Origin of the sequence: Kitasatospora sp. HPM-01-4, from assembly GCF_051374625.1 — a bacterium.
In the GTDB taxonomy this organism is placed as follows: Bacteria; Actinomycetota; Actinomycetes; order Streptomycetales; family Streptomycetaceae; genus Kitasatospora.
Map to the genome: position 1 here is coordinate 992,192 of NZ_JBPQGP010000005.1, position 25,755 is coordinate 1,017,946.

The 25,755-nt window shown below is 71.7% G+C and carries 18 protein-coding genes; 10 read left to right on the forward strand and 8 right to left on the reverse strand.

Features of this window, described 5'->3' with window-relative positions; all coding sequences use genetic code 11:
- Positions 1–121 precede the first annotated feature (121 nt).
- Entirely contained in the window at positions 122–1,675 is a 1,554-nt protein-coding gene (gene dacB / locus ACSMTC_RS04135) for a D-alanyl-D-alanine carboxypeptidase/D-alanyl-D-alanine endopeptidase (protein WP_436564586.1), read from the forward strand.
- A gap of 946 nt (positions 1,676–2,621) precedes the next feature.
- Here dacB and ACSMTC_RS04140 read toward each other — a convergent pair.
- Entirely contained in the window at positions 2,622–3,458 is an 837-nt protein-coding gene (locus ACSMTC_RS04140; protein WP_436558264.1) for a phytanoyl-CoA dioxygenase family protein, read from the reverse strand.
- Positions 3,455–5,518: a DegT/DnrJ/EryC1/StrS family aminotransferase gene (locus ACSMTC_RS04145; protein ID WP_436558265.1), complete on the reverse strand. Its 2,064-nt coding sequence runs from the start codon at positions 5,516–5,518 to the stop codon at positions 3,455–3,457. The genes ACSMTC_RS04140 and ACSMTC_RS04145 overlap by 4 nt, the downstream gene beginning before the upstream one ends.
- 766 nt (positions 5,519–6,284) lie before the next feature.
- On the opposite strand from ACSMTC_RS04145, the gene ACSMTC_RS04150 reads away from it, so the two are divergent.
- Both ACSMTC_RS04150 and ACSMTC_RS04155 read left to right on the forward strand, forming a co-directional pair.
- A complete protein-coding gene (locus ACSMTC_RS04150; protein WP_436558266.1) occupies positions 6,285–7,226 on the forward strand; it encodes a Gfo/Idh/MocA family protein in 942 nt (313 codons plus the stop codon).
- Positions 7,227–7,385: 159 nt separating this feature from the next.
- Positions 7,386–9,362, forward strand: coding sequence for an AfsR/SARP family transcriptional regulator (locus ACSMTC_RS04155; protein ID WP_436558267.1), 1,977 nt, complete (start codon positions 7,386–7,388; stop codon positions 9,360–9,362).
- A gap of 123 nt (positions 9,363–9,485) precedes the next feature.
- On the opposite strand, the gene ACSMTC_RS04160 is transcribed toward ACSMTC_RS04155, so the two are convergent.
- The 6 genes from ACSMTC_RS04160 to ACSMTC_RS04185 form a co-directional block, all read right to left on the reverse strand.
- Positions 9,486–10,469 carry an NAD-dependent epimerase/dehydratase family protein gene (locus tag ACSMTC_RS04160; protein WP_436558268.1) on the reverse strand — a complete coding sequence of 328 codons (984 nt, stop codon included), beginning with the start codon at positions 10,467–10,469 and terminating at the stop codon, positions 9,486–9,488.
- Positions 10,466–11,887 carry a glycosyltransferase gene (locus tag ACSMTC_RS04165; RefSeq protein WP_436558269.1) on the reverse strand — a complete coding sequence of 474 codons (1,422 nt, stop codon included), beginning with the start codon at positions 11,885–11,887 and terminating at the stop codon, positions 10,466–10,468. Before ACSMTC_RS04165 ends, ACSMTC_RS04160 begins: the two co-directional genes overlap by 4 nt.
- A gap of 130 nt (positions 11,888–12,017) precedes the next feature.
- Positions 12,018–12,707 (reverse strand): PIG-L deacetylase family protein, encoded by a 690-nt coding sequence (locus ACSMTC_RS04170; protein ID WP_436558270.1) that lies wholly within the window; start codon positions 12,705–12,707, stop codon positions 12,018–12,020.
- Complete coding sequence (locus tag ACSMTC_RS04175) at positions 12,691–14,694, reverse strand: hypothetical protein (RefSeq protein WP_436558271.1); 2,004 nt, start codon at positions 14,692–14,694, stop codon at positions 12,691–12,693. Before ACSMTC_RS04175 ends, ACSMTC_RS04170 begins: the two co-directional genes overlap by 17 nt.
- A 50-nt stretch (positions 14,695–14,744) precedes the next feature.
- Positions 14,745–16,058, reverse strand: coding sequence for a hypothetical protein (locus ACSMTC_RS04180; protein ID WP_436558272.1), 1,314 nt, complete (start codon positions 16,056–16,058; stop codon positions 14,745–14,747).
- Entirely contained in the window at positions 16,055–17,212 is a 1,158-nt protein-coding gene (locus ACSMTC_RS04185) for a DegT/DnrJ/EryC1/StrS family aminotransferase (protein WP_436558273.1), read from the reverse strand. The genes ACSMTC_RS04180 and ACSMTC_RS04185 overlap by 4 nt, the downstream gene beginning before the upstream one ends.
- 190 nt (positions 17,213–17,402) lie before the next feature.
- Here ACSMTC_RS04185 and ACSMTC_RS04190 point away from each other — a divergent pair, with 190 nt between their 5' ends.
- From ACSMTC_RS04190 to ACSMTC_RS04220, 7 genes are read left to right on the forward strand one after another with little or no spacing between them, the layout of a single operon-like run.
- Positions 17,403–18,458: a thioesterase domain-containing protein gene (locus tag ACSMTC_RS04190; protein ID WP_436558274.1), complete on the forward strand. Its 1,056-nt coding sequence runs from the start codon at positions 17,403–17,405 to the stop codon at positions 18,456–18,458.
- A gap of 5 nt (positions 18,459–18,463) precedes the next feature.
- On the forward strand, positions 18,464–19,702 hold the full coding sequence (locus tag ACSMTC_RS04195) for a radical SAM protein (RefSeq protein WP_436558275.1): 1,239 nt from the start codon (positions 18,464–18,466) through the stop codon (positions 19,700–19,702).
- On the forward strand, positions 19,699–22,032 hold the full coding sequence (locus ACSMTC_RS04200; protein WP_436558276.1) for a lantibiotic dehydratase: 2,334 nt from the start codon (positions 19,699–19,701) through the stop codon (positions 22,030–22,032). Before ACSMTC_RS04195 ends, ACSMTC_RS04200 begins: the two co-directional genes overlap by 4 nt.
- Positions 22,029–23,072, forward strand: coding sequence for an ABC transporter ATP-binding protein (locus ACSMTC_RS04205; RefSeq protein ID WP_436558277.1), 1,044 nt, complete (start codon positions 22,029–22,031; stop codon positions 23,070–23,072). The genes ACSMTC_RS04200 and ACSMTC_RS04205 overlap by 4 nt, the downstream gene beginning before the upstream one ends.
- The gene (locus ACSMTC_RS04210; protein WP_436558278.1) at positions 23,069–23,899 is read left to right on the forward strand and encodes an ABC transporter permease; all 831 of its coding nucleotides are present in this window, start codon (positions 23,069–23,071) and stop codon (positions 23,897–23,899) included. The genes ACSMTC_RS04205 and ACSMTC_RS04210 overlap by 4 nt, the downstream gene beginning before the upstream one ends.
- On the forward strand, positions 23,896–24,675 hold the full coding sequence (locus ACSMTC_RS04215; protein WP_436558279.1) for an ABC transporter permease: 780 nt from the start codon (positions 23,896–23,898) through the stop codon (positions 24,673–24,675). Before ACSMTC_RS04210 ends, ACSMTC_RS04215 begins: the two co-directional genes overlap by 4 nt.
- 19 nt (positions 24,676–24,694) lie before the next feature.
- Positions 24,695–25,738 carry a MupA/Atu3671 family FMN-dependent luciferase-like monooxygenase gene (locus ACSMTC_RS04220; RefSeq protein ID WP_436558280.1) on the forward strand — a complete coding sequence of 348 codons (1,044 nt, stop codon included), beginning with the start codon at positions 24,695–24,697 and terminating at the stop codon, positions 25,736–25,738.
- The last annotated feature ends 17 nt before the right edge of the window (positions 25,739–25,755 follow it).

The following is a 25,755-nucleotide window of genomic DNA, read 5'->3' on the forward strand; positions in this document are numbered from 1 at the left end:
AGCGCGAAAGTCGAACAGGAAAGAACGAATGTCAAGCAACTCCCTCTCCGGAATCAGGACACCTCGGGTACGGCGGCGTACAGCCCTGGCGCTCGCCGCTTCGATGACGGCTGCCGTGGCGATGACGGCGTGCTCCCACAACTCCGCGGACAACTCAGCCTCTCCGGCACCGGGTGCTACACGGGTAAGCGCCGACCTGCAGAAGCTCATGAGTACCGCGCCGTGGTCGTCGGGCCAGTGGGGCCTGCAGGTCGCCGATCTGCAGACGGGGAAGGTCGTCCAATCCAAGGGCGCCGATTCTCAGTTCATGACCGGTTCGACGGCCAAGACCTTCGCGGTCAGTGCCGCGCTCGATGTCCTGGGTGACGACCATCGCTTCCGTACGCCCGTGGTGCATTCGGGTACGGTCTCCGCGGACGGGCGGCTCTCCGGCGATCTCATCCTGGTCGGGAGCGGCGATCTGGCACTCGGTGGGCGGACCACCGCGTCAGGCGGACTGGACGTCCCCGACTTCGACCACTATGACGCCAACGCCGTACCCGGCATGGCGGCCATCACCGAAGAGGATCCGCTGGCGGGTGTCAACGAGCTGGCTCGACAGGTCGCGGCCAGTGGAGTCCGCCATGTCGACGGCGACGTGGTGATCGACAACCGACTCTGGGACCCGGTGTCGATCGGCGGGGTGCCGGTCACTCCGACCATCGTCAACGACAACCTGATCGACGTGCTCATCACGCCGGGCGCACCCGGCGAGCCGGCCAAGGTCGACTGGCGCCCGAAGACGGCCGCCTTCGGCGTCGACGCGCAGGTGACGACCACGCCCGCCGGAAGCAAGCCGACGGTGACGACCGAAAGCGTGAGTCCTGGTCACATTCGGGTGCGAGGTTCCGTGCCCGCGGACGTGAAGGCTCCCTTCGTGACGACCTACCAGGTTCCCGACCCGGCGGCGTTCGCCCGCACCGTCCTCATCGAGGCACTCGCCAGAAACGGCGTCAGCGTATCCGCCCCCTCGCTGGGAGCGAACCCCGACAGCAAGCTTCCTCCGTCGGCGGAAGTGAGCTCGCTGCCCGTATCGGCGACCTACACTTCTCCGCCCTTCAAGGAGTACGCAAAGCTGATCAACAAGGTCAGCCACAATCTCGGGGCGAACCTTCTGCCGCCGCTGATGGCAGCACACAACGGGCAACGAACCTATGCGGACGGCATGAAGATCGAGAAGGAGTTCCTCGCTCACGCAGGTGTGGATCCGAATTCAGTGAGCCTCGTCGATGCCCAGGGCCTCCCCGGCGACAAGGCGACGCCGACTGCCCAGGTGGCGCTGCTGCGGCACCTGGCACGACAGGACGACTTCGACGTCTTCTACGACTCCATGCCGAGCATGGGCGTCGACGGTTCGCTTGCCGACGTCATCGAGCGCACCGATCCCGCCGCAGGACACATCCGTGCGAAGACTGGCACCCTGGTCAGTTCCTACCAGGGCAAGCTGGCTCTCGGCACGAAGGCACTCGCAGGCTATATCGATGCGAAGGACGGCCGCCGCTACGCCTTCGCGATCTACGTGAACAACATTCCGGTGCCCAGTGACTCCGTGAGCGATGCCATCGACCTCGCGCTCAAGGCCAACAAGCAACTGGGAGCGATGGCCGCCACCATCTACAAGTCACCCAAGGCGTGATGGGCAGCCCGAGCAGGTGATCGATTCAGCAGCCGGAGACCAACGCCGTTGCGTTTACCGGCGGCGGCCTGCAGAGGAGCGCACGAGGAACTGTGCGCCGGTCGCGGTCACCTCGCGCAGGAACTCCACCGCATCGAAGGCGGCGTCCCCGAGTAGCGGCATCGAGTCGTTCAGGCAGCTCAGCAGGCGGCGGGCGTAGGGAAGTTCGCCCTCCAGAGGTCCCGTTCCTCGTCGTCAGGGACTTGACCAGCCGCCGAACAGCCAAACGCAACGGCGTTGATCTGGAAGTTCACTGAAAATCACGGGTTCTGGCCCTGCGTCACTCGGCGTGGGGCCAGACTGCTGGTGTGCGGGGACAGTGGGTGGGGAACTGGTCGGGCTGGATGTCTGGGAGACCTGCCGGGAGCTGATCCCGGTGGGGAGCGTGTTCGCGTTCCTGGCCGAGCACCGGGAGACGCTGTTCCCGGGGTCGATGTTCGCGGACATGTACCCGTCGACGAACGGGCGGCCGCAGGCGCAGCGGCAGCGGGTGCGGCAACCGGTTCGGGCGCAGCAGCAACGGGTGCAGCGGCCTCGGCCGCCGCTGCTTCGCGGGCCTTGGCCTTGGCGCGGTCGACCTTGCTGCGGCACGAGCGGGAGCAGTACTGCTTCGGTCGGCCGGTGGGGCCCTTCGGCGCCGGGTACATCGCCCGGCTGATGCCAAGGTCAGCGGCGAGGTCGTGGACCTCTACCTCGCCGCCGCTCTCGTCACACTCCGCATGCTGATCCGACGCTCAAGGTCATCGCGCACCTCCCTGACGAACTCGCCGTTCCGCTCAGAGAGTTGCGCGATGGCTGCCCGATGACCAGGGCTGCTCCAGGATCCCTGCTGCACCACTCCCCCGGACGCCATCCAGACCTACCGTCCGGGCCGACACCCAGCAGCTCGGCAGCGCTCGGGCCCTCGTCAGTCGGCCGCCGCGGCGCCGTCCACCCGGATCAGGCCGAGATCGGCCATGGCCTCCGCAAAAGCCGGGCCGTCCGTCTTGCTCCAGTCGGGGTCGTAGTAGGGGAACCGCTCGGCATCGTACTCGTGGCCAGCCTGCAGGAAGAGGTCGATGTAGTCGTGGGCGGCCCGCCGCTCGACTTCGGTCTCCGGGACCGCGACGTACGACACACTCCACTGCGTCCGGAGCCTTCCGAACAGGGACGCGTGCCAGAGTCGCACGTCGAACACGATGAGGTCGCCCGGACCGCAGTCCAGGCTCGTCCCCGGCCACCAGTCGGCCTCACCGGCTTCGTCCAGGGGGCTGCCCGCCGGCCAAGCCGCCCGGTAGTCGGCGAGCTGGTCGCTGAACTCGTCGCGATGAGAGCCCGGAATCACTTGGAGCGCGCCGGAGTCCGCGGTCAACGGACTGAAATAGGTGATCATCTTCACCGCGCGCAGCACAGGATCAGCGGCGTCCCGATGCCATGGGGAGGCGTCGTTGTAGAGCATCCCCTTGGCCGGCTTGGGCATGACCGGGCCGTCGAGCAGGGCCTTACCGAGCTCGACCAGACGGGGTCCGGCGACAAGACGCCGGCTCGTGGCGCTGCCCTCCCCCATCAACGGCAGGTAGTACCCCATGGAGCCGGTGACCACGTCGGGGATCTCGGTGGGCAGATCGTAGGCACTGGCGAGTTGCGCCGTCACCTCGGCTTCGAGGGAGGCGACGGTTCCGGCGTCGAAGAAGCCTTCCAGTTTGAGGAAGCCGAACTGCCGGTAGGAGGAGAGCTGGCGGGGGGAGAGAACGTGCTGGGTCACGACGACACCTCTGATGTCACGACCGATGCGGCCGACGTGGATGGGGCGGCCGACGTCGCGTCCGGTACAGGCGATTCCGGCTTTCGGTACTCCGGCGTGGACATGCCGCCCAGCCGGTATCTCAGGGTCGGCGTCTCGGTGCATCCGACGGGGATGTCCAGCCGGCGGATCTGTTCCAGCAGGATGTCATCCTCGCCGACCCGCGCCTGTATCTCCGCTTCGCTCCGGGCGCGCCGGAATGTCAGCAGGCGCAACAGATCGCGGCGCAGCAGCCATGCCCCCATGTCGACCATGCCGTTCAGGCCCGCCGCGGGGATCACGGCGCGGTCCCGGACGATCGGGCTGCCGGGTTCCAGCACCCGGACCGCGGACAGCTGCTCGAACAGCTCGGCGGCGGCCTCAGAGGGCGGCAGCCATGGGAAACGGTCCACGGTGGCGGGCGAGCCGGAATGATCGATCAAGGTCCGCCACGAGTGCGCCGCCGGATAGCCCGCGTCGGCGACGGCCAGCAGGCTGGACAAGTGGTCGGGGTCCCATTCGTTGTCGTCGTCGAGGAAGGCGATGAAGTCCCCGGTACACCCGGCGGCCGCCAGCTCCCGGAGGGCCGCGATCCGCGCGAAGGGCTCGTTCGGCAGCATGCCGTCGGCGCCCAGGGTGACCACGGCACAGCCCGTGTCCGCGACGGCCGCCGGGACCCGGTCCGCGTCCACCCACACCGTCAGCCTGACCTCGGCATCGACATCCTGCTTCGCCACGCCGACCAGGGCTGCTTCCAGGGTGTCCCGATCTCCCCTGGTGACCATGACGACCTCGATGGTCGGACGGTCCCGCGGCAGTGCGGGCCGCAGAGCGGCCGGCTCCCGGTCGAGTCCCCGGAGCGTGGCCGCCAGATGGACCAGCCGGGACTCGTCGGCGAGGAAGGCGTGGTGCGGCACCACCACGTATTCGCGGTGCCAGGTCCGGGAGTGGGGCAGCGGTACTTCGGGGGCCCGCAGGGCGGCGTACTGCTTGATGGTCTCCGGCAGGTACAGCGGCCCTTCGACGACCGGCGGGTACACCGAGTCGAGGATCAGGCCGGTCTGCTCCTCCACGGCCGCTATCACCTCGGCCGGACCACCGACACCGGCCGGGACGCGCACCGCGACGCCGTAGAACGCTCCGCCGGCGACGGCGCTCCGGTCGGCGGCCATCGACCACCGGCTCCCGTCGAGGGCCCCGGCCAGGATCGCGGCTCCCTCCGAACGGCGCCGCGCCTGCCGGTCGAACCTGGCCAGCTGGTCGACGAGCAGCGCCGCGGCGAACTCGGGCGGCGAGTGGTTGGCCCCGTGGAGCAGGTGCGCCGGTTCCAGCTCGTTGGCAGAGGTGCGCGACACCGCATCGGTGCGCCGGCGCGAGTCCATGACCAGCGACTCCAGCCGGGCCGCCGTCTCCGGGTCGTCGGTGAGGACCGCGCCGCCCTCGCCGCTGGTGATGATCTTCGTGGCCTGGAGGCTCAGAATGGAGACGTCGCCGAGCGAGCCGATCCTGCGTCCGTCGGCGGTCGCCCCGAACTGGGCGTGCGAAGCGTCCTCGACCACCGGCACCCCGGGGAACCGCGCCCGGGCCGCATCCACGTCGAAGTGCTGCGCGTACAGATGGATGCCGAGGATCGCCGACGGCGTCTCGGCCAGGGTCGCGACGTCGCCGCACGGCGATTCGGGGGTGGCGTCGAAGAACACGGGCGTGGCTCCGACGCGCAACACCGAGGTGGCGCAGCTGACCCACGTGGTCGCGGTCATGGCCACGGTGTCACCGGGCCCGATACCCAGGGCGTGCAGCGCGGTCACGATCGCGCTCGATCCGCTGGTGACCAGGACACAGTGTCGGCGGCCGGACATCCGCGCCACGGTGGCCGCGGCGGCGACGTTCTGCGACTGCCAGATGCTCTTGCTGCCGCTGACGGCCAGCCGCCCGCTCTGCAGTGCCCTGATCACCGCCCGCTCGGTGTCCTCGTCCGCTTCAGGCCAGCGCGGCCAGCAGGAGACCTTCCGCCCGGACGACGGAGATGGTGCATTGTTCATCGGCGTCAGGTCCTATCCATCTGGATGGTGAATACAGCGCAAGACGTCTGCGTGGGGATGACGATGCGCCGGCCATCGGCGAACTGCCGACCTCGTCGACGTCAATATCGCGATTGACAATCTTCTGCTTGAACTGTGCCGCCGGCCTGCGTCGCAGAGAGTGGCTCCGGCTGGACGGAGCCACTACACCAGCCAGGGATCAACGTCAGATCGACAACGTGTACGCAAGCTGTAGATCCGGAATTGATATTCCATCCATCGGCGGCTGATTGGCTACGGGAAAGCCACCTTCACGACAACAACAGCGGGGACGAAGAGGGATGGACGTACGCCGATACGTGATCGACACCACCGTGTCGACGAGGTCGCGGAGGAATACCAGCGCCTCGCTCCCCGGCCCGCACCGCACGACGGCGTGCCGTGGCCGCGCAATTGCGACCGGCGGCCCGGGAGCGGCGTGCGCTGTCCGGCCGATTCCGACGGCGCCCCGGTCGGCATGCAGCTGGCCTCCCGCCGCGGCGCAACCCTCCGCCTCCGCACAGTCGGCTTCGACCACCGGCGGACCGAGGGCACCTACGCCTGTTTCAACCTCCTCCACGAGCCGGTCATCTGGGGCCTGCGCCACGCCGTCACCCGTTCTGCCTTCGGCAACGGGGCCGGAACCGCTGCACACGGCGGTACGCCGGCCCGCCCCGCTGGCAGAGCACTGCCGGCCGGCGCCGGCCGATCGAACCCGAACGTTCCGAGAAGCTTTGGAGTCCTCACGATGAGCACCCAGACCGGCCGACCCCGCATCGCCGTCGTCGGCGGCGGAAGGATCGGTAGCACCCACGCCCGCAATCTCGTCGAGCTCGGAGCCGACGTCACGGTGGTCGAACCCGACCCGGCACGCGCCGCGGCGCTCTCGGCCGCACTCGGCTGCCGCGTCGTCCCGGATGCGGCCGGACTGCCCGATGCGGACGGGGCCGTGGTGTGCACGCCGACCGATACCCATGCGACCGTGGTCGCCGGCCTGCTGCCACTCGGGATCCCGGTGTTGCTGGAGAAGCCGTGCACGGCACAGCCGGAGGCCAGCGCACGCCTCGGCGCGCTCGCCGAAGAGGCCGGGGTGCCCCTGCGGATCGGCTTCCAACGTCGGTTCTCCCCGGAGTACGCCGTACTGCGACGGGAGTACCGCGCCCAGCCCGACCAGTTCGGGTTCGCCGTGTTCACCAGCTTGGACGGGGCCCCGCCGCCCCAGGGGTACCAGGTCGCCGGCGGCAGCCTCGCCTTCGACCTGCAGATCCACGACATCGACCTGGTCCTGTGGCTCTTCGGGTCCGAGGTCGTCGAGGTCTCGGCGTCCCAGAGCGACGCCAGCGGTGCGGCCGACCTCCTGGTGACCACGTTGACGCTGGCCTCCGGGACGGTCTGCTCCGTGGTGAGCAAGCGGGCCAGTCCGGGCGGCTGCCAGGCCTATGCCGAGCTCATCGGCTCCCGCACGCTGCTGGACACCCGGCCGCTCACCGCCCCGGGCCCGCACCCCGATTTCCGGTCCCGGTTCGCCGCGGCGTACCGCGCCGAGATGGCGGCCTTCCTCGCGTTCGTCGAGGGCGGGCCGGACGAGCTGCCGCACTGGCGGGACGCGGTGGCCGCGGAGACGGTCTGCGCCCGGATCGACGAGGCGCTCAGTCCGGCGGGCGCCCACGCCGGGGCATCCGTTGGCTGAGAGCGGGTCGGGTCGGCGCGCGGCCCCCCGCGGGCGTGCGGCCCGGCTCGTGCCGACCGATCCGCTGCACGCCCGCTCGCAGGCCGGCGCGGGTGTCGGATGACAGCACCGGGTATCGCCACGGAATCCCGCGGCTCCGACGCACGACTGGGACGGGACATGTCCAAGGGCCCCTTCACGTTCGACATCATGGGACCGATCCGCACCGCTCTGAACGGCGCCCCGCTCCCCCTGGGCGGCCCGCAGCAGTGCGCGGTCCTCACGCTGCTGCTGATCCGGGCCGGAGAGTCGGTCCCGCTCCACGAGATCAGCGATCTGCTCTGGCAGGACGACCCGCCGGCCACCGCGGCGAACGTCATACACCACCACATCAGTGCGCTGCGACGCATGCTCGAACCGGATCTGGGCCGGCGCGACGCCGGACGCTGGCTGCTGCGCAGCAGCGTCGGCTACCGGCTGGACGTCGATCCGGGCTCCGTCGACCTGCACGTGTTCCGCGGGCTCGTCGAACGCGGCCGCGACCGCGCCGCCCGATCCGACTGGGAGCAGGCGGCGAGTCTGTACCGCGAGGCACTCACGCTGCGGCGGGGCTCCGTAGGCACCGGCAGCCCGCAGAACGTCGTCAGCACCGCCTTGTTCCAGGCCGCCGAGAGCGAGTACGCCAAGGCGGTGGTGGAGGCCGCGCAGATCCACCACTGGATCGGCCACGGGCACTGGATGCTCCCACTGCTCCGGCTGACCGCGGAGCGCTATCCGCTGGACGAACAGCTCCAAGCCGCCCTGGTCCGCGCACTCGGCGCGGCCGGCCGCCAGGTCGAGGCGCTCGACGTCTACCGGCGGATCCGGACCACGCTCTCGGAGGAGCTGGGCATCGAGCCCGGCGACGCGCTGCGCGCCGCCCAGACCGCGGTGTTGCGGCAGAGCGTTCGCACGGACGCCACCGCGGATCCGGAGGACACCACGCCCGCGCCGACCGCCGCGGCCCCGCACTCGCACCCGGCTGCGGCCCTGGCCCCGGCCCCGGCCCCGGCCCAGCTTCCGCCCGGCCTGCCGGTGTTCGTCGGCCGGGACGAGGAGCTGGCCCGGATCCTGGCCCTCGCGGCCGACGCCTCCGGCCAGGTCATCGCGACGATGAACGGTATGGCCGGGATCGGGAAGACCGCGCTGGCCGTGCACGCGGCCCACCTGCTGGCCGAGCGCTTCCCCGACGGGCAGCTCTTCGTGAACCTGCACGGCTTCGACGACTCGGCCGCGGCCCTCGCGCCCGCCGACGCGCTGCGCTGCCTGCTCGAATGCCTCGGCCTGCCGGCCAGGGACCTGCCCTCGACCCTTCCGGGGCTGACCGGCAAATACCGCAGCCTTCTGGCCGACCGCAAGGTCCTGATCGTGCTCGACAACGCCAGGGACGCGCAGCAGGTCCAGCCGTTGCTGCCGTCGGCACCCGGCTGCATGGCCCTCGTCACGAGCCGCAACGTGCTCGAACAGCTGCTGGTCACCCACAACGCCCATCCGGTGTCCGTGCCGCCGTTCAGCGTGGGAGAGGGCCGTGTCGTCCTCGAGCGGCACATCGGGCCGTCCCGGACGGCCGGCCAGGCGCGGGCCCTTGAGGCGATCGTCGAGTCCTGCCGCGGGGTGCCGATCGCCCTGGCGGTCGCGGCCGCACGCGCGTCGTTGAACCCGGGCCGGCCGCTGGAGTCGATCGCGGGAGAGCTGCGGACCGCGGCGAACAGCCTCGACGCCTTCTTCTCCCCGGATCCCGACCTCGACCTGCGCCGCGCCCTGACCTGCTCGTACCGGGTGCTCGACGACGCAACGGCCCGGCTCTTCCGGCGCCTGGGCGAGGGCGCGGACCGCCGTGTCCGGGTCGAGGCCGCAGCCGCGCTCGCCGGGTTGCCGGTGGTGCGCTGCCGGCAGTTGCTGGTCGGCATGGTCGCCGAGTCCCTGATCTCCGAGCCGTCACCGGGCTGCTTCGAGATGCACCGGTTCGTCGCCGACTACGCGCTCGAAGCCGAGCACCGCGTCGAATCGCCTGCGGCACAGGTCGCGCAGGCGGACTGCACGGGCGGCCGCGCCTGGCACCGCGCCGCGCCCGCCCGCCGCCCGGCCCACCGGCTGGCGGCTCCGTCGTCCGGTTGACGCGCTGCGGCAACCGCCTCTCCCGCGCCTGGCGCCGGCCCGAGCCGGCGCCAGGCGCGGCCGCGCGGAGATCCCCGGGCCGCGCCGGAGCGCTGGGCGGACGAAGCACGTCGCACCGGTCCCCTACACGAGCACCGACGCCGCGCGCTGATACGCCGCCACGTCGGCGACGATCGTGGCCAGGTCGTGGCGCGGCCGGTAACCGATCTGCGCGAAGGCCTTGGCGCAGTCGGGCGCGCGGCTGGGCACCTCCTCGAAGCCTGGGCCGTAGGTCTCGTAGGCCTGCTGGTACTCGATATGCACGATCTCGCTCGACGACTGCGTGACGGCGACGACCCGCCGGGCCAGCTCGGCGATGTCCACCTGTTCGAGGCCGCCCAGGTTGAACGTCCCCCCGTGGGCGGTCTCGTCCTCGAGCAGCGCGACGAGCGCCGGGACGATGTCGAGCACGTGGCAGAAGCAGCGCCGCTGCGCCCCGCCTCCGTAGACCGTCAGCGGATCGCCCGCCAGCGCCTGGCCGACGAACCGCGGGACGACCATGCCGTAGCGTCCGGTCTGCCGCGGCCCCACCGTGTTGAACAGCCGCACCGTGACCGCCCGCAGCGCGTGCTTGGCCACGTAGCCGTAGGTCAGCGACTCCGCGACAGCTTTGGCCTGCGCATACGTCCAGCGGCTCAGCTGGGGCGGGCCCAGGATCTGGTCGTCCTGCTCGGTCAGCCGCGGCTTGCTGTTCTTGCCGTACACCTCGCTGCTCGACGCCATCAGGATCGGCACGTCGTGTTCGTGCGCGGCGGCGAGGACGCTCTCGGCGCCGCGGATGTTGGTCCGCAGTCCGCCGAGCGGGTCCTCGAGGATGTTGAACACCCCGACCAGGGCGCCGAGGTGGAACACCCGGTCAACCGTGGCGACCTCGCGCCGCACCAGTGCCTCGTCGCAGACGGAGCCGGTGACGGTGCGCAGGCGCGGGTGCCTGCGCACCGACGCCAGATTGGCCATGCTCCCGGTGGTCAGGTTGTCGAGGACGACGACGTCGTCCCCGGCCGCCAGCAGGTGTTCGGTCAGATGGGAGCCGATGAATCCGGCTCCTCCGGTCACGAGGCTTCTCATCGCGGAACAAGTTCCTCACCCGCGGGCACGCCCACATCGGTCAGTTCGGTCATCGGCCAGGGAATCGGTGTGCAGCGGAACGCCGCCGGTCCGGAGGTGCCGGCCTCGTCCTCGGTCAGGTCGAACTGGTGCAGTTCCCGGCGGAGCGGTGTGGTGAACTCCCAGTACGGGCGGTCGTACGCCGCCAGCGCCTCGCTCAGTTCGGGGTCCGGCGCGGGCACCGGCGCGGTGCTCACGCCGGACAGGACGAACACCTCCCGGCAGACCCGGTCCATCTCGGCCAGCACGCGGCTGAAGGTGCCGTCCGGGAAGTGGCGCCAGTAGTCGGTGATCACGCCGAGCGCGTAGTGCTTCCCGGCACCCGGGAGCCGGGTCCCGAGCAGCCGCAGGCAGCGTCCCGGGCCGTCGGGCAGGTCGGCCGGGTAGCACACGGCGTCCGGGGCGGGCAGGCCCGCCGGCCAGCCCTGCGGCGCGCCGACCAACAGGACGGGGCCGTCCGCGTCCGTGATCCGGCGGGTCAGCCGGTCCAGGGCGGCCAGGCGGCCGCAGTCCGCGGTCGCGGCGTCCAGGCGGTCGGAGAACCGTTCCAGCGCGGGGATCAGGTCGCGGGAGTGGGCGATGTCGTAGCTGCACACCGCCTCGACGTCCAGGCTCGGGTATTCGCGCACGAGGATGTGTTCGTTGCGCCGGTCGCGCACCACCTCGCGGTTCCGGTCGCGCTCGTGCGGCTGGTGCAGGGTGATCGCCGCGGGGGCGAAGACCGTGGGCAGGCCGGCCCGGGCGAGCCGGTAGCCGAGTTCGATGTCCTCGATGCCCTTGACCTCGAACCGCGTGTCGAATCCGCCGACGAGGTCGAAGAACGACTTGGGCACGGCGGCGTTGAGCGTCCAGAAGAACGCCCAGTCGGCCGGGCGGGGCCGGGCCAGCAGCTCGGTGAGGGGATCGTGCAGCGAGGGGGTCCGGGCCAGCCGTGCGAAGACGGCGTCCGGATCGGAGAAGTCCCAGTCCGCTCCGAGCTTCAGTCGCCATGCCGCCGGGGTCAGTTCGCGCCCGGCGCCGTATCCGCAGACAGCGACCGGGCCACCGGCCTGGGCGTCGAGGTGGGCGCGCAGCAGGTCCGGGTGGCACAGGCAGTCGGCGTCGAGCAGGACCAGCAGCCCGCCGCGCGCCGCCGCCGCGCCCGTGTTGCGGGCCGCGCCCGCGCCCCGGGCGCGCTCGTGCCGCAGCAGCCTGATCCGGTCACCGTCGGCGAACTGCGCGACGGTCTCACCAACCGGCTCGTCGGACCCGTCGTCCACCACGATGATCTCGAAAGCACCCGGGTCCAGGGTCTGGCGCCGCAGGCTGGCCAGGCAGTGCCGCAGGGCTCGCGTCCGGTTGTGGGCGGGGATGACGACGGTGATTTCGGGTTCTGCCATGCCTGGGGTTCCTTCCGGTCGGGGCCGTCGGCTCCTCTCGGAGCCGGTCGGCGTCGGCGGCGCGGGCCGGGCCGTGCGTGTCGGACACGACACCGGCCCGGGCTCGGATCAGGTCGATCCCGTCCGATGGCTACAGGACGGTCCGGTGGACTTCGAACGCCTCCGCGTGCCGCACGCCGATCGCGGCACCACGCAGAGTGGCGAGCGCCGCGATCGACTCCTCGCTGCGGATGTGCGGAGCGGGCCGGTGCTGGGACCGGTAGGCCCGCATCGCCGCCAGCTTGGCGTCCAGACGGCCGGTGATGTCGGCGTACGCGGTGGACAGCGGCAGCGGCTCGGACGCCCACTGGATCTTGGACGACTCGTAGCTCATCACATGCGGGACGAGCCACTTGCCGAACTGGGAGCCGATCGGCCGGGCCGCGGCGAAGCCGGCGGCGAAGGTGGCCGCATGGTCCTGGTCGTAGTCCCGGCCGCTGGGCAGCAGCAGCAGGTCCGGGCGGAGCCGGTCCATCTGCTCCTGGAACAGGTCGACCAGTTCCCTGCGGGGAAGCGTGTCGAGCCGCTCGTTGAGCTGCCGGTCGCCGTGGACGACGGTGTAGCCGAAGCCGAGCAGCGCACTGACCTGTTCGATCTCGTCAAGCCGCGCCTGGTAGGTGACCGGCTCGTCCAGCCCGTAGTGCGCCATCCCGTCCACCGACAGGTACACCACGTGCACCTCGCCGCCTGCCGCGGACACCGAGGACAGCAGCCCTCCGCAGCCGAGCACCTCGTCGTCCGCGTGCGGCGAGAGCACCAGCACGCTATCGAAATTCCTCACGGTTCCGGCTCCTTTCCTTGTCGCTGTCGCCCGGCCACGCCCGCGTTCCGGAGGGGTCGCCGTCAGGGCTCCCGGTGCCGTCGGCGGCGTCGGCGAGCAGCGTTCTGATCGATGTGGTCGACACGAACGGGAGGCCGGCCAGGGCGGCGAGGGGCTCGGGCCCCACGGCGGCGAGCGCGGCCAGGTCCTCGAAGGTCGGCGGCGTGTCCGGCTCGTCGGTCAGCGCGTCCCAGGCGCGCAGCCGGCGCCCGAGCTCGACCACCGGCTCCGGGCCGGGGCCCACCGCCGCGACGGCGTGGGCCCGCAGGGCCGCGGGCGTCTCGGGTGTCCCGGTGGAGAGCGCCCCGACGGCGTGCATGTGGTCGAGCACCGCGACCAGCCGCCGCCGTGACTCCTCGTCGACCCGCGCGTCGCGGGGTCGGCCGAGCAGCGCGGCCACGTCGTACGGCACCGGCAGCGCGGCCGGATCCGGGTCCGGCCGGCGCCGCCAGTACGGCGGGGTGAGGTGGTAGAGCTCTGCGAGGTGCCGGCGCAACCGCGGCCAGGGGTACTCGTCGAGCACGCACCGGACCTCGACGGTGTCACCGGGCGGCTCGGGCCGGTACACCTGGACCCCGTCGCGGGCGGCCAGCACCGTCTGGTCGCTCACCGTGCAGCCGTCGCCGGCCGGCACCCACGCCCGGGGCGACGGCGTGTGCCGGTCGGCGGTGACGGTCAGCACGACGTCGGCGGCGAACGCCGCGGCGCGGGTCCACCACTCCGCCGCGTCCAGGCTCGCGTCACCGTGCCGGTACTCGATCGAGTCGCCGGCCCGGCCGACCGACCTGGCGATCTTGAGCGCCGGGTGCTCCAAGCGGCGCTTGAGGTCGTCCCGCAGCTGTCTGATCCGGGTCGCGTCCACCGGCGGCGGCCCGGGCAGCGGCTGGCAGAACCGCGTGCCCCGGTGCGCCTCGGCCCGGATCGAGGTGCCCAGGCGGAAGTGCAGCCACTGCCGGGCCTGGAAGCGGGCCAGGTGGCCGGCGTGCAGGGCGGTGTCGGTGCCGAAGGGGACCCCGACGTGGACGTGGCCACCGGCCCGGACGCTGGTGTAGCCGCCGCAATCGCGGATGATCGCGCACACCGCGACGAGGTCTTCGTACGCCTGCGGGGTGTCCCGCAGGATCGGCGAGACGACTTCGCCGTCCCCCTCGGCCTCCTCCAGCTCGACCCGCCAGGTACGGCGGTCCTCGCTGTAGGGCTCGGCACCGTCGGGCCCTCGGTCGGCGCCGTGCTGCCGCACCCGGGCGTCACGGGCGAGCCCGCGTGCCCGCAGCAGCGCGGCGATCGCGTCGATCTGCGGGGTGCTGAGCAGCGTTCCGTCCGCCGCCCGGGCACCGCGGCCGGCGTGGAACTCGATCTCCACGCCGCGGGTGACCAGCCTCCCGACGCCGCCGAGCAGCCGCCGGTACTCGGTCTCCAGCGGCGGCAGCCCGGCCCGCAGCCGGCGGGCCACCCGGTGCGCCGCCTCGTCGAACAGCCGGTGGTCGCCCAGGTAGGCGGAGGTCGGCCCGGCGGGCAGCAGCCGGCGCAGCTGATCGCGCACCTCTGCCGTCGTCATCATGGCCGACCGGCCGTCGGCCGGCTCCAGATGCGGCGGCAGGCCGCGGGGCAGCAGCCGGTCCTGGTGATCGGCGAACCTGGGGACGGCGCTGGCGTGCGGCGGGTGGGACCGCCACGCGTCGGCCCGTTCGTCGGCGCCGTCCGCCCACTTGAGCCGGACGCCGCGGCGCAGGTCCGCGACGACGTAGCCAGGCGCGGGCACGTGCACGGATTCGCCCAACCGCGCCGCCAGTTCGGCTGCCCACCCCGGCTCCACACCGGAGGCGGCCAGGCACACCTCGAAGCCCGCGTAGCCGTGCTCACGGAGCAGCGCGGCCACCTCGCCCGGTGCCGGAAGCGGTGCGCCGTCCCGCAGGGTGACCAGGCACAGGCCTTCGGGTCCGGTCACGCCGTGCACCTCGATTCCGGGCACCGGGCCGGCCTGCCCCTGCGCCACGGTCACTCCGATCCGCGCAGCACGCCCCAGGTGTGGTGGACACACCTGACTCCGCCGTGGATCCGGACGGTGAACCCGCGCTCCCGGGCCCCCGTGCACAGCAGCCCGTCCCAGCCCATCGTCTCCTCCCAGTCGAACAACACCGGTGTCTGCGAGACGACGGCGTTGGCCCACACGGTGCAGGCGCCGCCGACGCAGCCCACGTCGAGTGGCTCGTCCGGCAGTTCCTCCCACGGGATCGGCGCGCCCCAGCCGCCCTCGGGCCCTGCCTTGCCGCCGCAGACGTAGCGCCCCTCGACCCGGTCCCAGGCCGCAGAGATCGCCGCGAGCGGCGTGCCGCTCGGGCGCGAGTACTCCTCGACGAGCCGGCGCACGGCGTCGGCCGGCGGGTCGATGTCGTCCTCGAGCGTCAGGATCAGGTCCTCCTTGATCCTCGGCAGGACCGAGGCGTAGAGGCGGGCCACGTGCAGATTCCGCTCCCGCTTCAGGTACCACTCGTCCGGCGACGGCTGGTACACGGTGCCGTCGACGGTGAAGTCGAGGTGCTCGAGCCCACGGGCGGCCTGGATCCCGACGCTTGCGGCCCGCAGCCGCTCGGTGAACTCCGGATCGCGGCTGTTGTCCACCACGTAGAGCGAGGTCCGGGCGGGCAGCTCGGTGTTCAGCAGCACCTCCTCCCACCGGGAGAAGGTGCTCTCGCGCCCGGCGTGCAGCGAGACGATGGCAAGGGAGCGCTTCTGCCAGGCGTCAGCCGTGGCGTCGGCCTCGGACCGCGGCAGCAGCGGTGCCGCGAAGCTGACGGAGCGCCAGCCGGCGGCGGTCAGATCCAGGCAGAGCGCGTGGTCGAGCGACGCGGGCCCGTCGCACCGGTTTGGCCACCATCCCACCAGCTCGGCGGCGGCACGCCGCCAGACCGAGGCCGGCTCGATGCCGTCGGCCACGCGCAGCGCCCAGTAGTCCCGCTCACCGTCCTCGCTGCCGGGTGACAGCACCGCGACGTCGGACGGCGCAGAGCACACGGCCTGCTGGGCGGCCGCGAGCAGACCCGCCGGGACGACCGCGTCGACGAACACCGCCCAGCGGGCGTCCGTCGCGGCCCAGCCCGCGGTGCGGGCCTGCGCCCGGCTCGGCCAGTCACCGGCCAGGACCGTCCAACCTTCGGGCGCCTCGAGGGGGGCCTGAGCGCCGAAGCCGAGCAGGATCCGCTCGGTGGGCGCCGGGACCTGGGCGTCGACCGCGGCCAGCACCGCGCCGAGCCCGCCGGTACCACCGGCGTCCGCCGTGACGATGACGGCGATCTCGGGGGCCGTGGTCACGCCGCGCTCACCGCGAGGTCGGAGAGCACCTTGGCCAGGGCGTCGACGCAGTCCTGGATGTCCTCGGGCTCGGCCGCAGGGTGGACGGGCAGGCAGAACGCCGTGTTCGCGCACAGGTCGGAGTTCGGGCAGGTCTCGTTGGAGGGGTTGCCCGCGAAGATGGGCTGGCGGGTGAGCGGGATCGGGTAGCGGCGCTGCGCGGGGATCCCCGCCTGCTGCAACTCGGAGACCAGCGTGACGACGTCGAGGACGGACGGGTCGGTGGTGAGCCGCAGGGTGTACTTCCACGGCGCGGCCACCCCGCCGGGTACGACCTTCGGCAGCGAGAGGCCGGGCAGCTGCACGAGGCCTTCGTCGAGCAGGGCGCCGTTGCGGCGGCGTGCGGCGACGAAATCGTCGAGCCTGCCCAACTGCACCAGGCCGACGGCCGCCTGCGGCGAGGTCAGCCGGTAGTTGTAGCCGACCACGGCGTGATGGAACAGCCCGGGGCCGGCCGGCACCAGGCCGTGGTCCCGCAGCGTGCGCAGCGAGGCGGCCAGGTCCGCGTCCGCCGTCAGCAGGGCTCCGCCCTCGCCTCCGGTCGTCATCGTCTTGTCCTGCCAGAAGCTGAAGCAGCCGACGTCGCCGACCGAGCCGACACGGCGGCCGTCGACCTCGGCGCCGTGGCCTTGGGCGGTGTCCTCGATGAGCTTGATCCCGTGCCGACGCGCCATCTCCGCCAACTGCCCGACCGGCGCCGGGTAGCCGTTGAGGTGCACGGCGATGACGGCCTTGGTGCGCTCACTGATCTTGGCCTCGGCGTCGGCCGGGTCGATGCAGTAGGTGTCCGGGTCGATGTCCACGAAGACGGGGGTGGCGCCGAGGTAGGCAATGGGAGAGGCGGACCCCACGAAGGTGTAGGCCGGCACCAGGACCTCGTCGCCCGGGCCGATGCCCAGCGCCGCGAGCGCGAGGTGGATGGCGCTGGTGCCGTTGTTCACGGCGATCGCGTGCGGCACCGAATGCCACTGCGCGTAAGCCTCTTCGAACTCGGCGACGTGACGGCCGGAGTTCTGTGACAGCTCGTTGGTCAGCAGGACGGCGGCGGCGGCGTCCACCTCCTGCTTGCCCAGCTGAGGCCACGACGGGAAGTTCTTCGTACGTACGGCGGACACGTCTCTCCCAGCGGGTTCGAAGGTGAGAAGGGAACAGTTCACAACCGGCTCCGTCCCGGCCGCTGAGCTTAGGCACGGGCACTGGCGGAGGAATGAACGCCGTCTGTCGGCGGCGTTCAGAGCGCGGTCAGAGCTTGATCACTGGACTTCCCTAACGTTCTCGCCAAACATCCGAGAGATTGGCGGCTTCGTGGAGCAGGGACTTGCGCCGGTGCCGGAGGGCCCGAGGCGGCCTTACCGGGACCAGTGGGAAGCGGCGGTCGCCGAGGCCTACGCGGACGAGCTCGACGTCGCCGACGTCTCGATCGACACCGCGTTCAGCGCATCCGGCGACGACGAAGCGGCCGACCGCATCGCCGACCGGCTGTTCGAGACGACCCGCGCCCGGCTGCCCCGGGCCGAACTCATCGCCCGCGACACCGTCGAACGGGTCGCCGCGTACCTGCGCGAGCGCGCGCCGTCCGACCGCTGCCTCCAACTGCCGGCCGATTTCGATCCACATGCTCCCTCGCTGTTCTACTTCCACTCCGCTTCCGGCACGGCGATGGCCATCAGGACCCTGCGTTCGGTGCTGCCGGTCCAGTCGGTCGGCGTGCGCGCCGCCGGGCTGGAGGGCGAACGCGAGGTGCCCCGCAGCATCGAGGAGTTCGCCTCGATCTACCTGGAGGAGCTGCTGCGGCTGCCGGCGGAGCAGCCGTATCTGCTGTGCGGCTTCTCGACCGGTGGCGCGATCGCCTTCGAGGTCGCCTGCCGGCTGCTGGCGGAGGGTCGGCGCGTCGCGATGCTCGCCCTCATCGACAGCCAGCCGCCGGACCCCTCGCTCGCCGCGGGGGTGTCCTCGGAGGAGGTGCTGATCGGCGGCAGACTGCAGGAGCTGCTCCGCCGGATCGGCGTCGACGTGCCCTACACCATCACGGTCGGGGACGCGGGCGTCGTCAGCAGCCTGAAGGAGGCCCGCGTGCTCGCGGAGACGGTCGGACCGGAGGTCCTGCGGCGCCAGCTGGAGGTCTTCGCCCGCACCCTGCGCGCCGACCGGTTCTACCACCCCGGCTACTACGCCGGAGACCTGCACTACTTCAACGCCCACATCGCCGACGACCTGGTCGGCAACTGGGAGCCCCACGCCCGGCGCGTCATCCGCCACCGCGTCGAGGCCGACCACCACGAGTACTCGATCTTCCCCGACCCGGGATTCCGCACCGAGTTCGTGGACGCGGTCCGCGACGCCTTGCCAGAAAGGCCGTGACAGGCATGATCGAGAGCACTCCGTCCGCACCGCCCGCGCAGCAGCGTCTGAGCAGCCACGTCGAGTGGACCGAGGCCCGCGTCGAGAACCACGAGCTGAACCTCCGTGAGTTCGAGCAGCGGGCAACGCTCCTGCACAGCCTGCCCCGGGTGCTGTTCGTGGAGCTGACCGAGAACTGCAACCTCTCCTGCCCGATGTGCCGCTCGGCCGGCAAGTTCGACCGCTCCCGCAACATGAGTCAGGAGCTGTTCGACCGGATCGCGCGCGAGTTGTTCCCCACCGCCGAGATCGTGGACCTGCGCGGCTGGGGCGAGAGCACGATTCTGAAGAACTTCCCCCGGTTCGTCGACCAGACCCTCGATTACGGCTGCCGGGTCCGCATGGTGACCAACCTGACGGCGTTCCACGAGGCGACGTGGCGCAAGCTCGTGCGTTCCGGCGCCCTGATCTCGGTGTCCTTCGACGCCGGCGAGCGCGAGACGTTCGGGAAGGTCCGCCGCGGCGCCGACATGAACGTGGTGCTGCGCAACCTGGAGGTGCTGGTCGACGAGGCACACGCCAGCGGAGTGGGCACCGGCAACATCCACCTCAACGTGACCGTGCAGCCCGCGGCACTCGACGAGCTGACCACCATCGCCAAGCATGCTGCACGGCTCGGCGTCGGTATGCACCTCAGCCCGATCACCCTCCCGGACGGGCATCCGGACCAGCTGCTGAACCACCGTCCCGACGTGCTCCGCGCGCTCGCCGAACTGGCGGAGGTGACCGAGTCGACCGAGGTGGACGTTCAGCTCAACACCGCGCTGGACGAGCTGTGGGCCGACGACGACACGGCGAACAAGACCTGCACGCATCCGTGGATGTACCTGTACGTCAACTACCGCGGCGGCGTGGGCTTCTGCGACCACCTGATCGGCTCGCCCGCGGAGCACCATCTGGTCGGCGATCTGAACACCTCCGGCGTGCGCGAGATCTGGAACAACGAGCAGTACCTGTCGTTGCGCGCCCAGCACGGCGCCGGCCGCGAGCACATCGACCCGAAGTTCGAGGACTGCCGTTGGTGCTACCGCAACCGCTACCTGGACTTCGACCACGAGTCGTACCAACCGTACGAGAAGCACCGGACGCGGCTGACCCGCTCCCTGTGCGCGTCCTTCGTGCCCGGTCCGGCGATCGCGCCGCCGGGGAGCCGGCTGCTGCCGTTGTCCGTCCACCCGGCGCCCGCTGCCGAGGGGGACCAGTGACGGCGCCGCGACGGCCCGCGTGGCCGGAGACGGACGAGCGCTCCCACCTGCTTCCGCTGGCCGGCTCCGACTGGGCCGTGTGGCGTGACGTCGTGCTGCGCGGCGCCGGCTTCCCGGTGACCGAGGCGCGCCGGCTCTCGGCGCCCGGCCTGGCGCAGGCCGCCGGTCTTCCGGACCAGGAGTTCGACGAGCTGTGGAAGGCGGAGCTCGAACGGCTGGCCAACTCGCTGCGCGAGGTGGCGGCCGACCCGCGGTTCCGCGAGGCCGTCGCCTGGCAGAACCCCGCCGCGGTGCGCAGCGCCGTGGACAAGGTCGGCCGCCCGGCCGAGCCGGGCCGCACCACAGAGCTCAAGCATCTGCAACTCGTCGCCAACTACCTGCAGCGGTACACGGTCAAGAACGACACCATCGGCTTCTTCGGCCCGGCCGCCTGGGGCCGGTTGACCGAGTCCGACCGGCCCATGGACTGTGCCGGCGGGCCCGGCCTGCTCGCCGAGCGCACGGTCTACTTCGAGAACTGGGCGATCGACACGCTCGCCCGGCGACTGTCCGACCAGCCCGGCATGCGTCCATGGCTGCGGCCGGTGCTCTCCGGCGGGGTGTTCGTGGACGACGACCGGCTCCTGCGTCCTTACCGGGAACCCGTCGAGCTGCCGCCCGGCGTCCTGTCCCTGCTCCGGATGTGCGACGGATCGCGAACCCTCGCCGAGCTGGCGGCGCGGCGGGACACCTCGACGGTCGACTCGATCGTCGAGGAGCTGCGGCCGTGGCTGGACGACGGCGTGGTACGGATGGACCTGAGCGGTCCGATCGAGACGCATCCCGAACGGACGCTGCGGGAACGGCTCGCCCTGGTCGGCGACCGAGAGCCGCGCGAGCGCGCGCTCGCCGCGCTCGACGAGCTGGAGCGCGGCCGGGACGCGGTCGCCGCGGCGGCCGGCCGGCCGGACCAGCTGATGGCCGCCACCGCGGCGCTGGACGAGGCGTTCCTGCGGATCACCGGCAGCGACGCCGTACGCAGGCACGGCGAGATGTACGCCGGGCGGACCCTGGTCTACGAGGACACCAGGCGCGACGTGGGTCTGGAGATCGGACGACCGGTGCAGGCGGCGATCGGCGGGCCGCTCGGCCTGGTGGCCGACAGCGCCCGGTGGTTCGCCGACCGCGCCGGCCGCAACTACCTGGACCTGTTCGGTTCCCTGCTCGACCGGCACAGCCGCGCCACCGGCCGCGACCGCCTTCCGTTGTCCCAGCTGCTGGGGATGGCCACCCGGCAGCTGACGGCCCGCGGCGGGCCGCCGGAGCCGGTGGCAGACGCGGTGTCCCGGCTGCAGGCCAAGTGGGCGCGGATCCTCGAGCTACCGCACGGCGTGCGGCGCCACGAACCGACCGTCGAGTCGATCCGGGACGCGGTCCGCCGGGAGTTCCCCGCGACCGCCCCGTTGTGGTCCGCGGCGCGGCACCACTCCCCCGACCTGATGATCGCCGCGGCCGGGCTGGACGCGGTGCGCCTCGGGCGGTTCACGGCGGTGATGGGCGAGCTGCATCTGGCCACGAACACGCTCGAGGCCCGCCCCTTCGTGGAGCGGCACGCGGACGTCGGCCGGCTGCTCGAAGCCGCGGAGCGCGACCACGCCGGCCGCCGCTGGTATTCGGTGCCCAGCAAGGACTCACCGCTGGTCAACTCCCGCAGCTACCCGGCCGCGCTGCTCTCGCCGCACTTCCGGTACTGGTGCCTGCACGACAGCGACACCGGCGCGCCCGGCCCGGTGTTCCCGTCCGCCGCGTTGGAGGTGTGCCGCGAGGACGGGCGCCTGGTGGTGGTCTCGAAGACCGGCGAGGGACCGTGGGACCTGCTGGAGGTGCTCGCCGAGCAGGTCTCCGCCGCGATCGTGGGCGCTTTCCGCCCGCTGGCGCCGGCCCGGCACCTGCCGCGGATCTCGATCGGCCGCCTGGTGGTCCAACGGGAGGCCTGGAGCTTCGAGCCGGCCGAGCTGGAGTGGGCGTTCGCCAAGACCGCGGCCCGGCGGTTCCGGGAGGCGCAGAAGTTCCGGGAGGCGCACGACATGCCGGTGCGGACTTTCTGCCGCGTGCACACGGAGCGCAAGCCGACCCTGACCGACTTCAGCAGCGTCCTGATGCTCGAGCAGACCGCGCGCGCGGTGCGCCGGGCCGCGGCGGACACCGCCGAACGCCGGAGCGTGACGATCTCGGAGATGCTGCCGGACCTCGGCCAGACCTGGCTGACCGACGCCGCCGGCGCGCCGTACACGGCCGAGCTCCGGATGGTGCTCGTCGACCCGCTCGGCAGCGAGGGAGCCCGGCTGTGACCCCTGCGGCCATCGAGGCGTCCGGGCTCGGCCGGTCGTTTACCGTGGCGGAACGGGACGCCGGGCTGCGCTCGGCGGTCGGCGTCCTGGTCCGCCGGCGCAAGCAACAGGTGCACGCTCTGCAGGACGTGGGCATCCGCGTCGAGCCGGGAGAGATCGTCGGCATCCTCGGCGCGAACGGGGCAGGAAAGACCACCCTGCTCAAGCTGCTCTCCGGCCTGCTCCACCCCTCGGCGGGATCGGTGCGCGTACTCGGCCACGATCCGGCCCGGCGCGAGCCGGCCTACCTGCGCCGCATGGCGCTGGTCATGGGCAACCGGTACCAGTTGCAATGGGATCTGCCCGCCGTCGACTCCTTCGAGCTCAACCGGGCGATCTACCGGATCCCCCGCGAGCGTTTCCGGCAGACCAGGGACGAACTGGTCGAACTGCTGGACCTCGGCGACCTGGTGCGCAAGCCGGTACGCAACCTCTCGCTGGGCGAGCGGATGAAGATGGAGCTGGTCGGCTCGCTGCTGCACCGGCCGGAGATGCTGTTCCTGGACGAGCCGACCCTCGGCCTGGATGTCGCCATGCAGCGGCGGATCCGGACGTTCGTCGCCGAATACAACCGGACCCGATCCGCGACCGTGCTGCTGACCAGCCACTACATGGCCGACATCGAAGCGCTCTGCCAACGGGTCGTGGTGGTCCACTGCGGCCGGGTGCTCTACGACGGAGACCTGTCGCGGCTCGGCGAGCGCTTCGCCGCGCACCGCGACATCGAGGTGACGCCGACCGATCCCGGCGTGGACCTGAGCGGGTTCGGCGAGTGCCGGCCCGCTTCCGCCGGGCGGTTGCGGGTCCGGGTCGAGGCGGCACGGGTGCCGGAGGTGACGACCCGGCTGCTGGCCGGGGGTGGGGTCACGGACCTCACGGTGACGCGGCCCGCGATCGAGGACGTCATCGAGCACATCTTCACCTCGGACGCGGTCGACCTGCGGGTCGACGGCGCCGACCCTGCGGGCCGCGGCGCCCCGGCCACGGCGGAGGCTCCATGACGGCCGGGGGCGCGGCGGGCCGCGTGCGGGCGCTGGGCGCCTTCTACGCGGCCGCGGGCCGGCAGTCGATGACCCAGCAGCTGACCTATCGCGCCAGCAGCCTGCTGCTGATGGTCGGCATGCTCACCGAGCCGGTGATCTACCTGGTCGTGTGGTCGGCGATCGCCCGCTCCCAGGGCGGATCCGTCGACGGATACACGCCGGGCACCCTGGCGGCCTACTACATCACCTGGACCCTGGTGCGGAACATGAACGTCGGCTACGCGCCGGCCGGGTTCGAGCACCGGATCACCACCGGCCGGATGTCGGGCCGGATGCTGCTGCCGATCCATCCGATCCACTACGACCTGGCCGGCTTCGGCGGGGCCAAGATCGTCTGGATCGCCCAGTGGCTTCCCGTCGCCGCCGTGCTCGTCCTGCTGTTCCACCCGACGGTGCATCCGACCCCGGCCGGTGTGCTGGTCTTCCTGGTGTCGATCTGGGCGGCGTTCGTCATCCGCTCGCTGTTCCTGTGGCTGATCGGGCTGGTGACGTTCTGGACCACCAGGGCGAGCGCGCTGTTCGAGCTCTACCTCCTGTTCGAGCTGCTGCTGTCCGGACGGCTGGTGCCGCTCACACTGTTGCCGCAGTGGATGCGGAGCGCGGCCGGGTGGTTCCCGTTCGAGTGGACGTTCAGCTTCCCGATCAACGCACTGATCGCCCCCGGCCCGGCCCCGCGGCTCCTGGCAGGGCTGGGCGTCCAGGCGCTGTGGATCGGCGTGGGAGCGCTGCTCGTGGCGGTGGTCTGGCAGCGCGCCGTGCGCCGGTTCACCGGGGCGGGCGCGTGAACATCCGACTGGCCGCGCTGTACCTGCGCCTGCTGCTGCTCAACGAGATGCAGTACCGGGCGAACTTCCTGCTGCGCATCGTCACCTCCGTGCTGTCCCTGGGCACCGCGGTGATCACACTGGCTCTGGTCTTCCGCCAGGTCCAGCGGCTGGACGGCTGGGACCTGGACCAGCTGGTGGTCCTGGCCGGCGTCTACACCACCCTCAGCGGCTTCACCCAGATGCTGGTGATGCCCAACGCACTGGCCTTGTTGACGGACATTCAGGAGGGCACCCTCGACGCGGTGCTGCTCAAGCCCGCCGGTGCCCTGCTGGCCGTCAGCGTGCGCTCTTCGAAGGTGTGGCAGGGGCTGGACGTGGCGATCGGCCTGGCCACGACGGCGACCGGTGCGGTGCTCTCCGGCGGCGTGGACCTGTCGGCGGTCCCGGTCTTCGCCGTCACGCTGCTGTGCGGGGCCGCGCTGATCTACAGCTTCCTGATGTCGATCGCCATCAGCGCGTTCTGGTTCGTGAAGCTGGACAACGTCGCCGAACTGTTCTCGGGCCTGTTCCAGGCGGCACGCTGGCCGGTCGGCCTCTACCCCGGGTGGATGCGGATCGGGCTCACGGTCCTGATCCCGATCGGCCTGGCCGTCACGCTGCCCGCCGAAGTCCTCACCTCCCGGGCGACCGGGGCGGGCCCGGCCGCGTTGGCCGCATTCGCCGCCGCCGGCCTCGCCTTCACCCGGTTCCTGTGGCGGCGCGGTCTGCGGCGCTACTCGGGTGCCTCAGCCTAAAACCTCGTACGGAGATCCTGTGGACATCAGCCTCTTCTACTTCGCCGACGACGCGTCGCGCACCGACCAGGGACGCTACGACCTGCTGCTCGACGGGGCCCGGCTGGCCGACGACGCGGGTCTGCACGCGGTGTGGACACCGGAGCGGCACTTCCATCCCTTCGGGGGTCTCTACGCCAACCCGGCGGTCACCGGCGCGGCGGTCGCGGCCGTCACCCGCCGGGTCGGGGTGCGGGCCGGGAGCGTCGTGCTGCCGCTGCACGATCCGATCCGCGTCGCGGAGGAGTGGGCCATGGTGGACAACCTGTCGAACGGGCGCGCCGCGCTCGCTTTCGCGTCCGGCTGGCATGCGGTGGACTTCGCCCTGACCCCCGAACCCGAGACCGCCTACCGGGAGCGCAAGACCACGCTGGCGCAGCACATCGAGGTGGTGCGCAGGCTGTGGGCCGGCGAGGAGGTCATCCGGCTGGACGGCGGCGGCGAGCGGGTCGGCGTCCGGATCTATCCCGCACCGGTGCAGCCGGACCTGCCGTTCTGGATCACGAGCTCCGGCCGCCCGGACACGTTCCGGCTGGCCGGTGAACTGGGCGGCAATCTGTTGACCCACCTGCTCGGCCAGCGCCCGGACGTGCTGAAGCGGAACATCGCGCTCTACCGGGAGACCCTGGCCGCCCGGCACGGAAGCTCGGCGCGCGGCCGGGTCACGCTGATGCTGCACACCCTGCTCGGCCGCTCCGACGCCGAGGTGCTGGAGCTGATCCGGGAGCCGTTCAGCGGCTACCTGGCCAGCTCTCTGGACCTGACCGGCACGTCCGGGCCGACCGTCGAAGGCATCGACGAGCTGACCGAGGCGGACCGCGAAGCCCTGCTGCGCCGGGCCTTCGACCGTTACTCGCGCGACAGCGGCCTGTTCGGGTCCCCGGACACCGCGCGCCGCACACTCCGGTCCTTCGAGGACATGGGGGTCGACGAGGTGGCCTGCCTGATCGACTTCGGTGTCGAGCCCGAGGCCGTGCTGAGCGGTCTTCACCGGATCGCCGACCTGGCCCGTGAGCACGCCTGAAGTTCCCGAACGAGAAA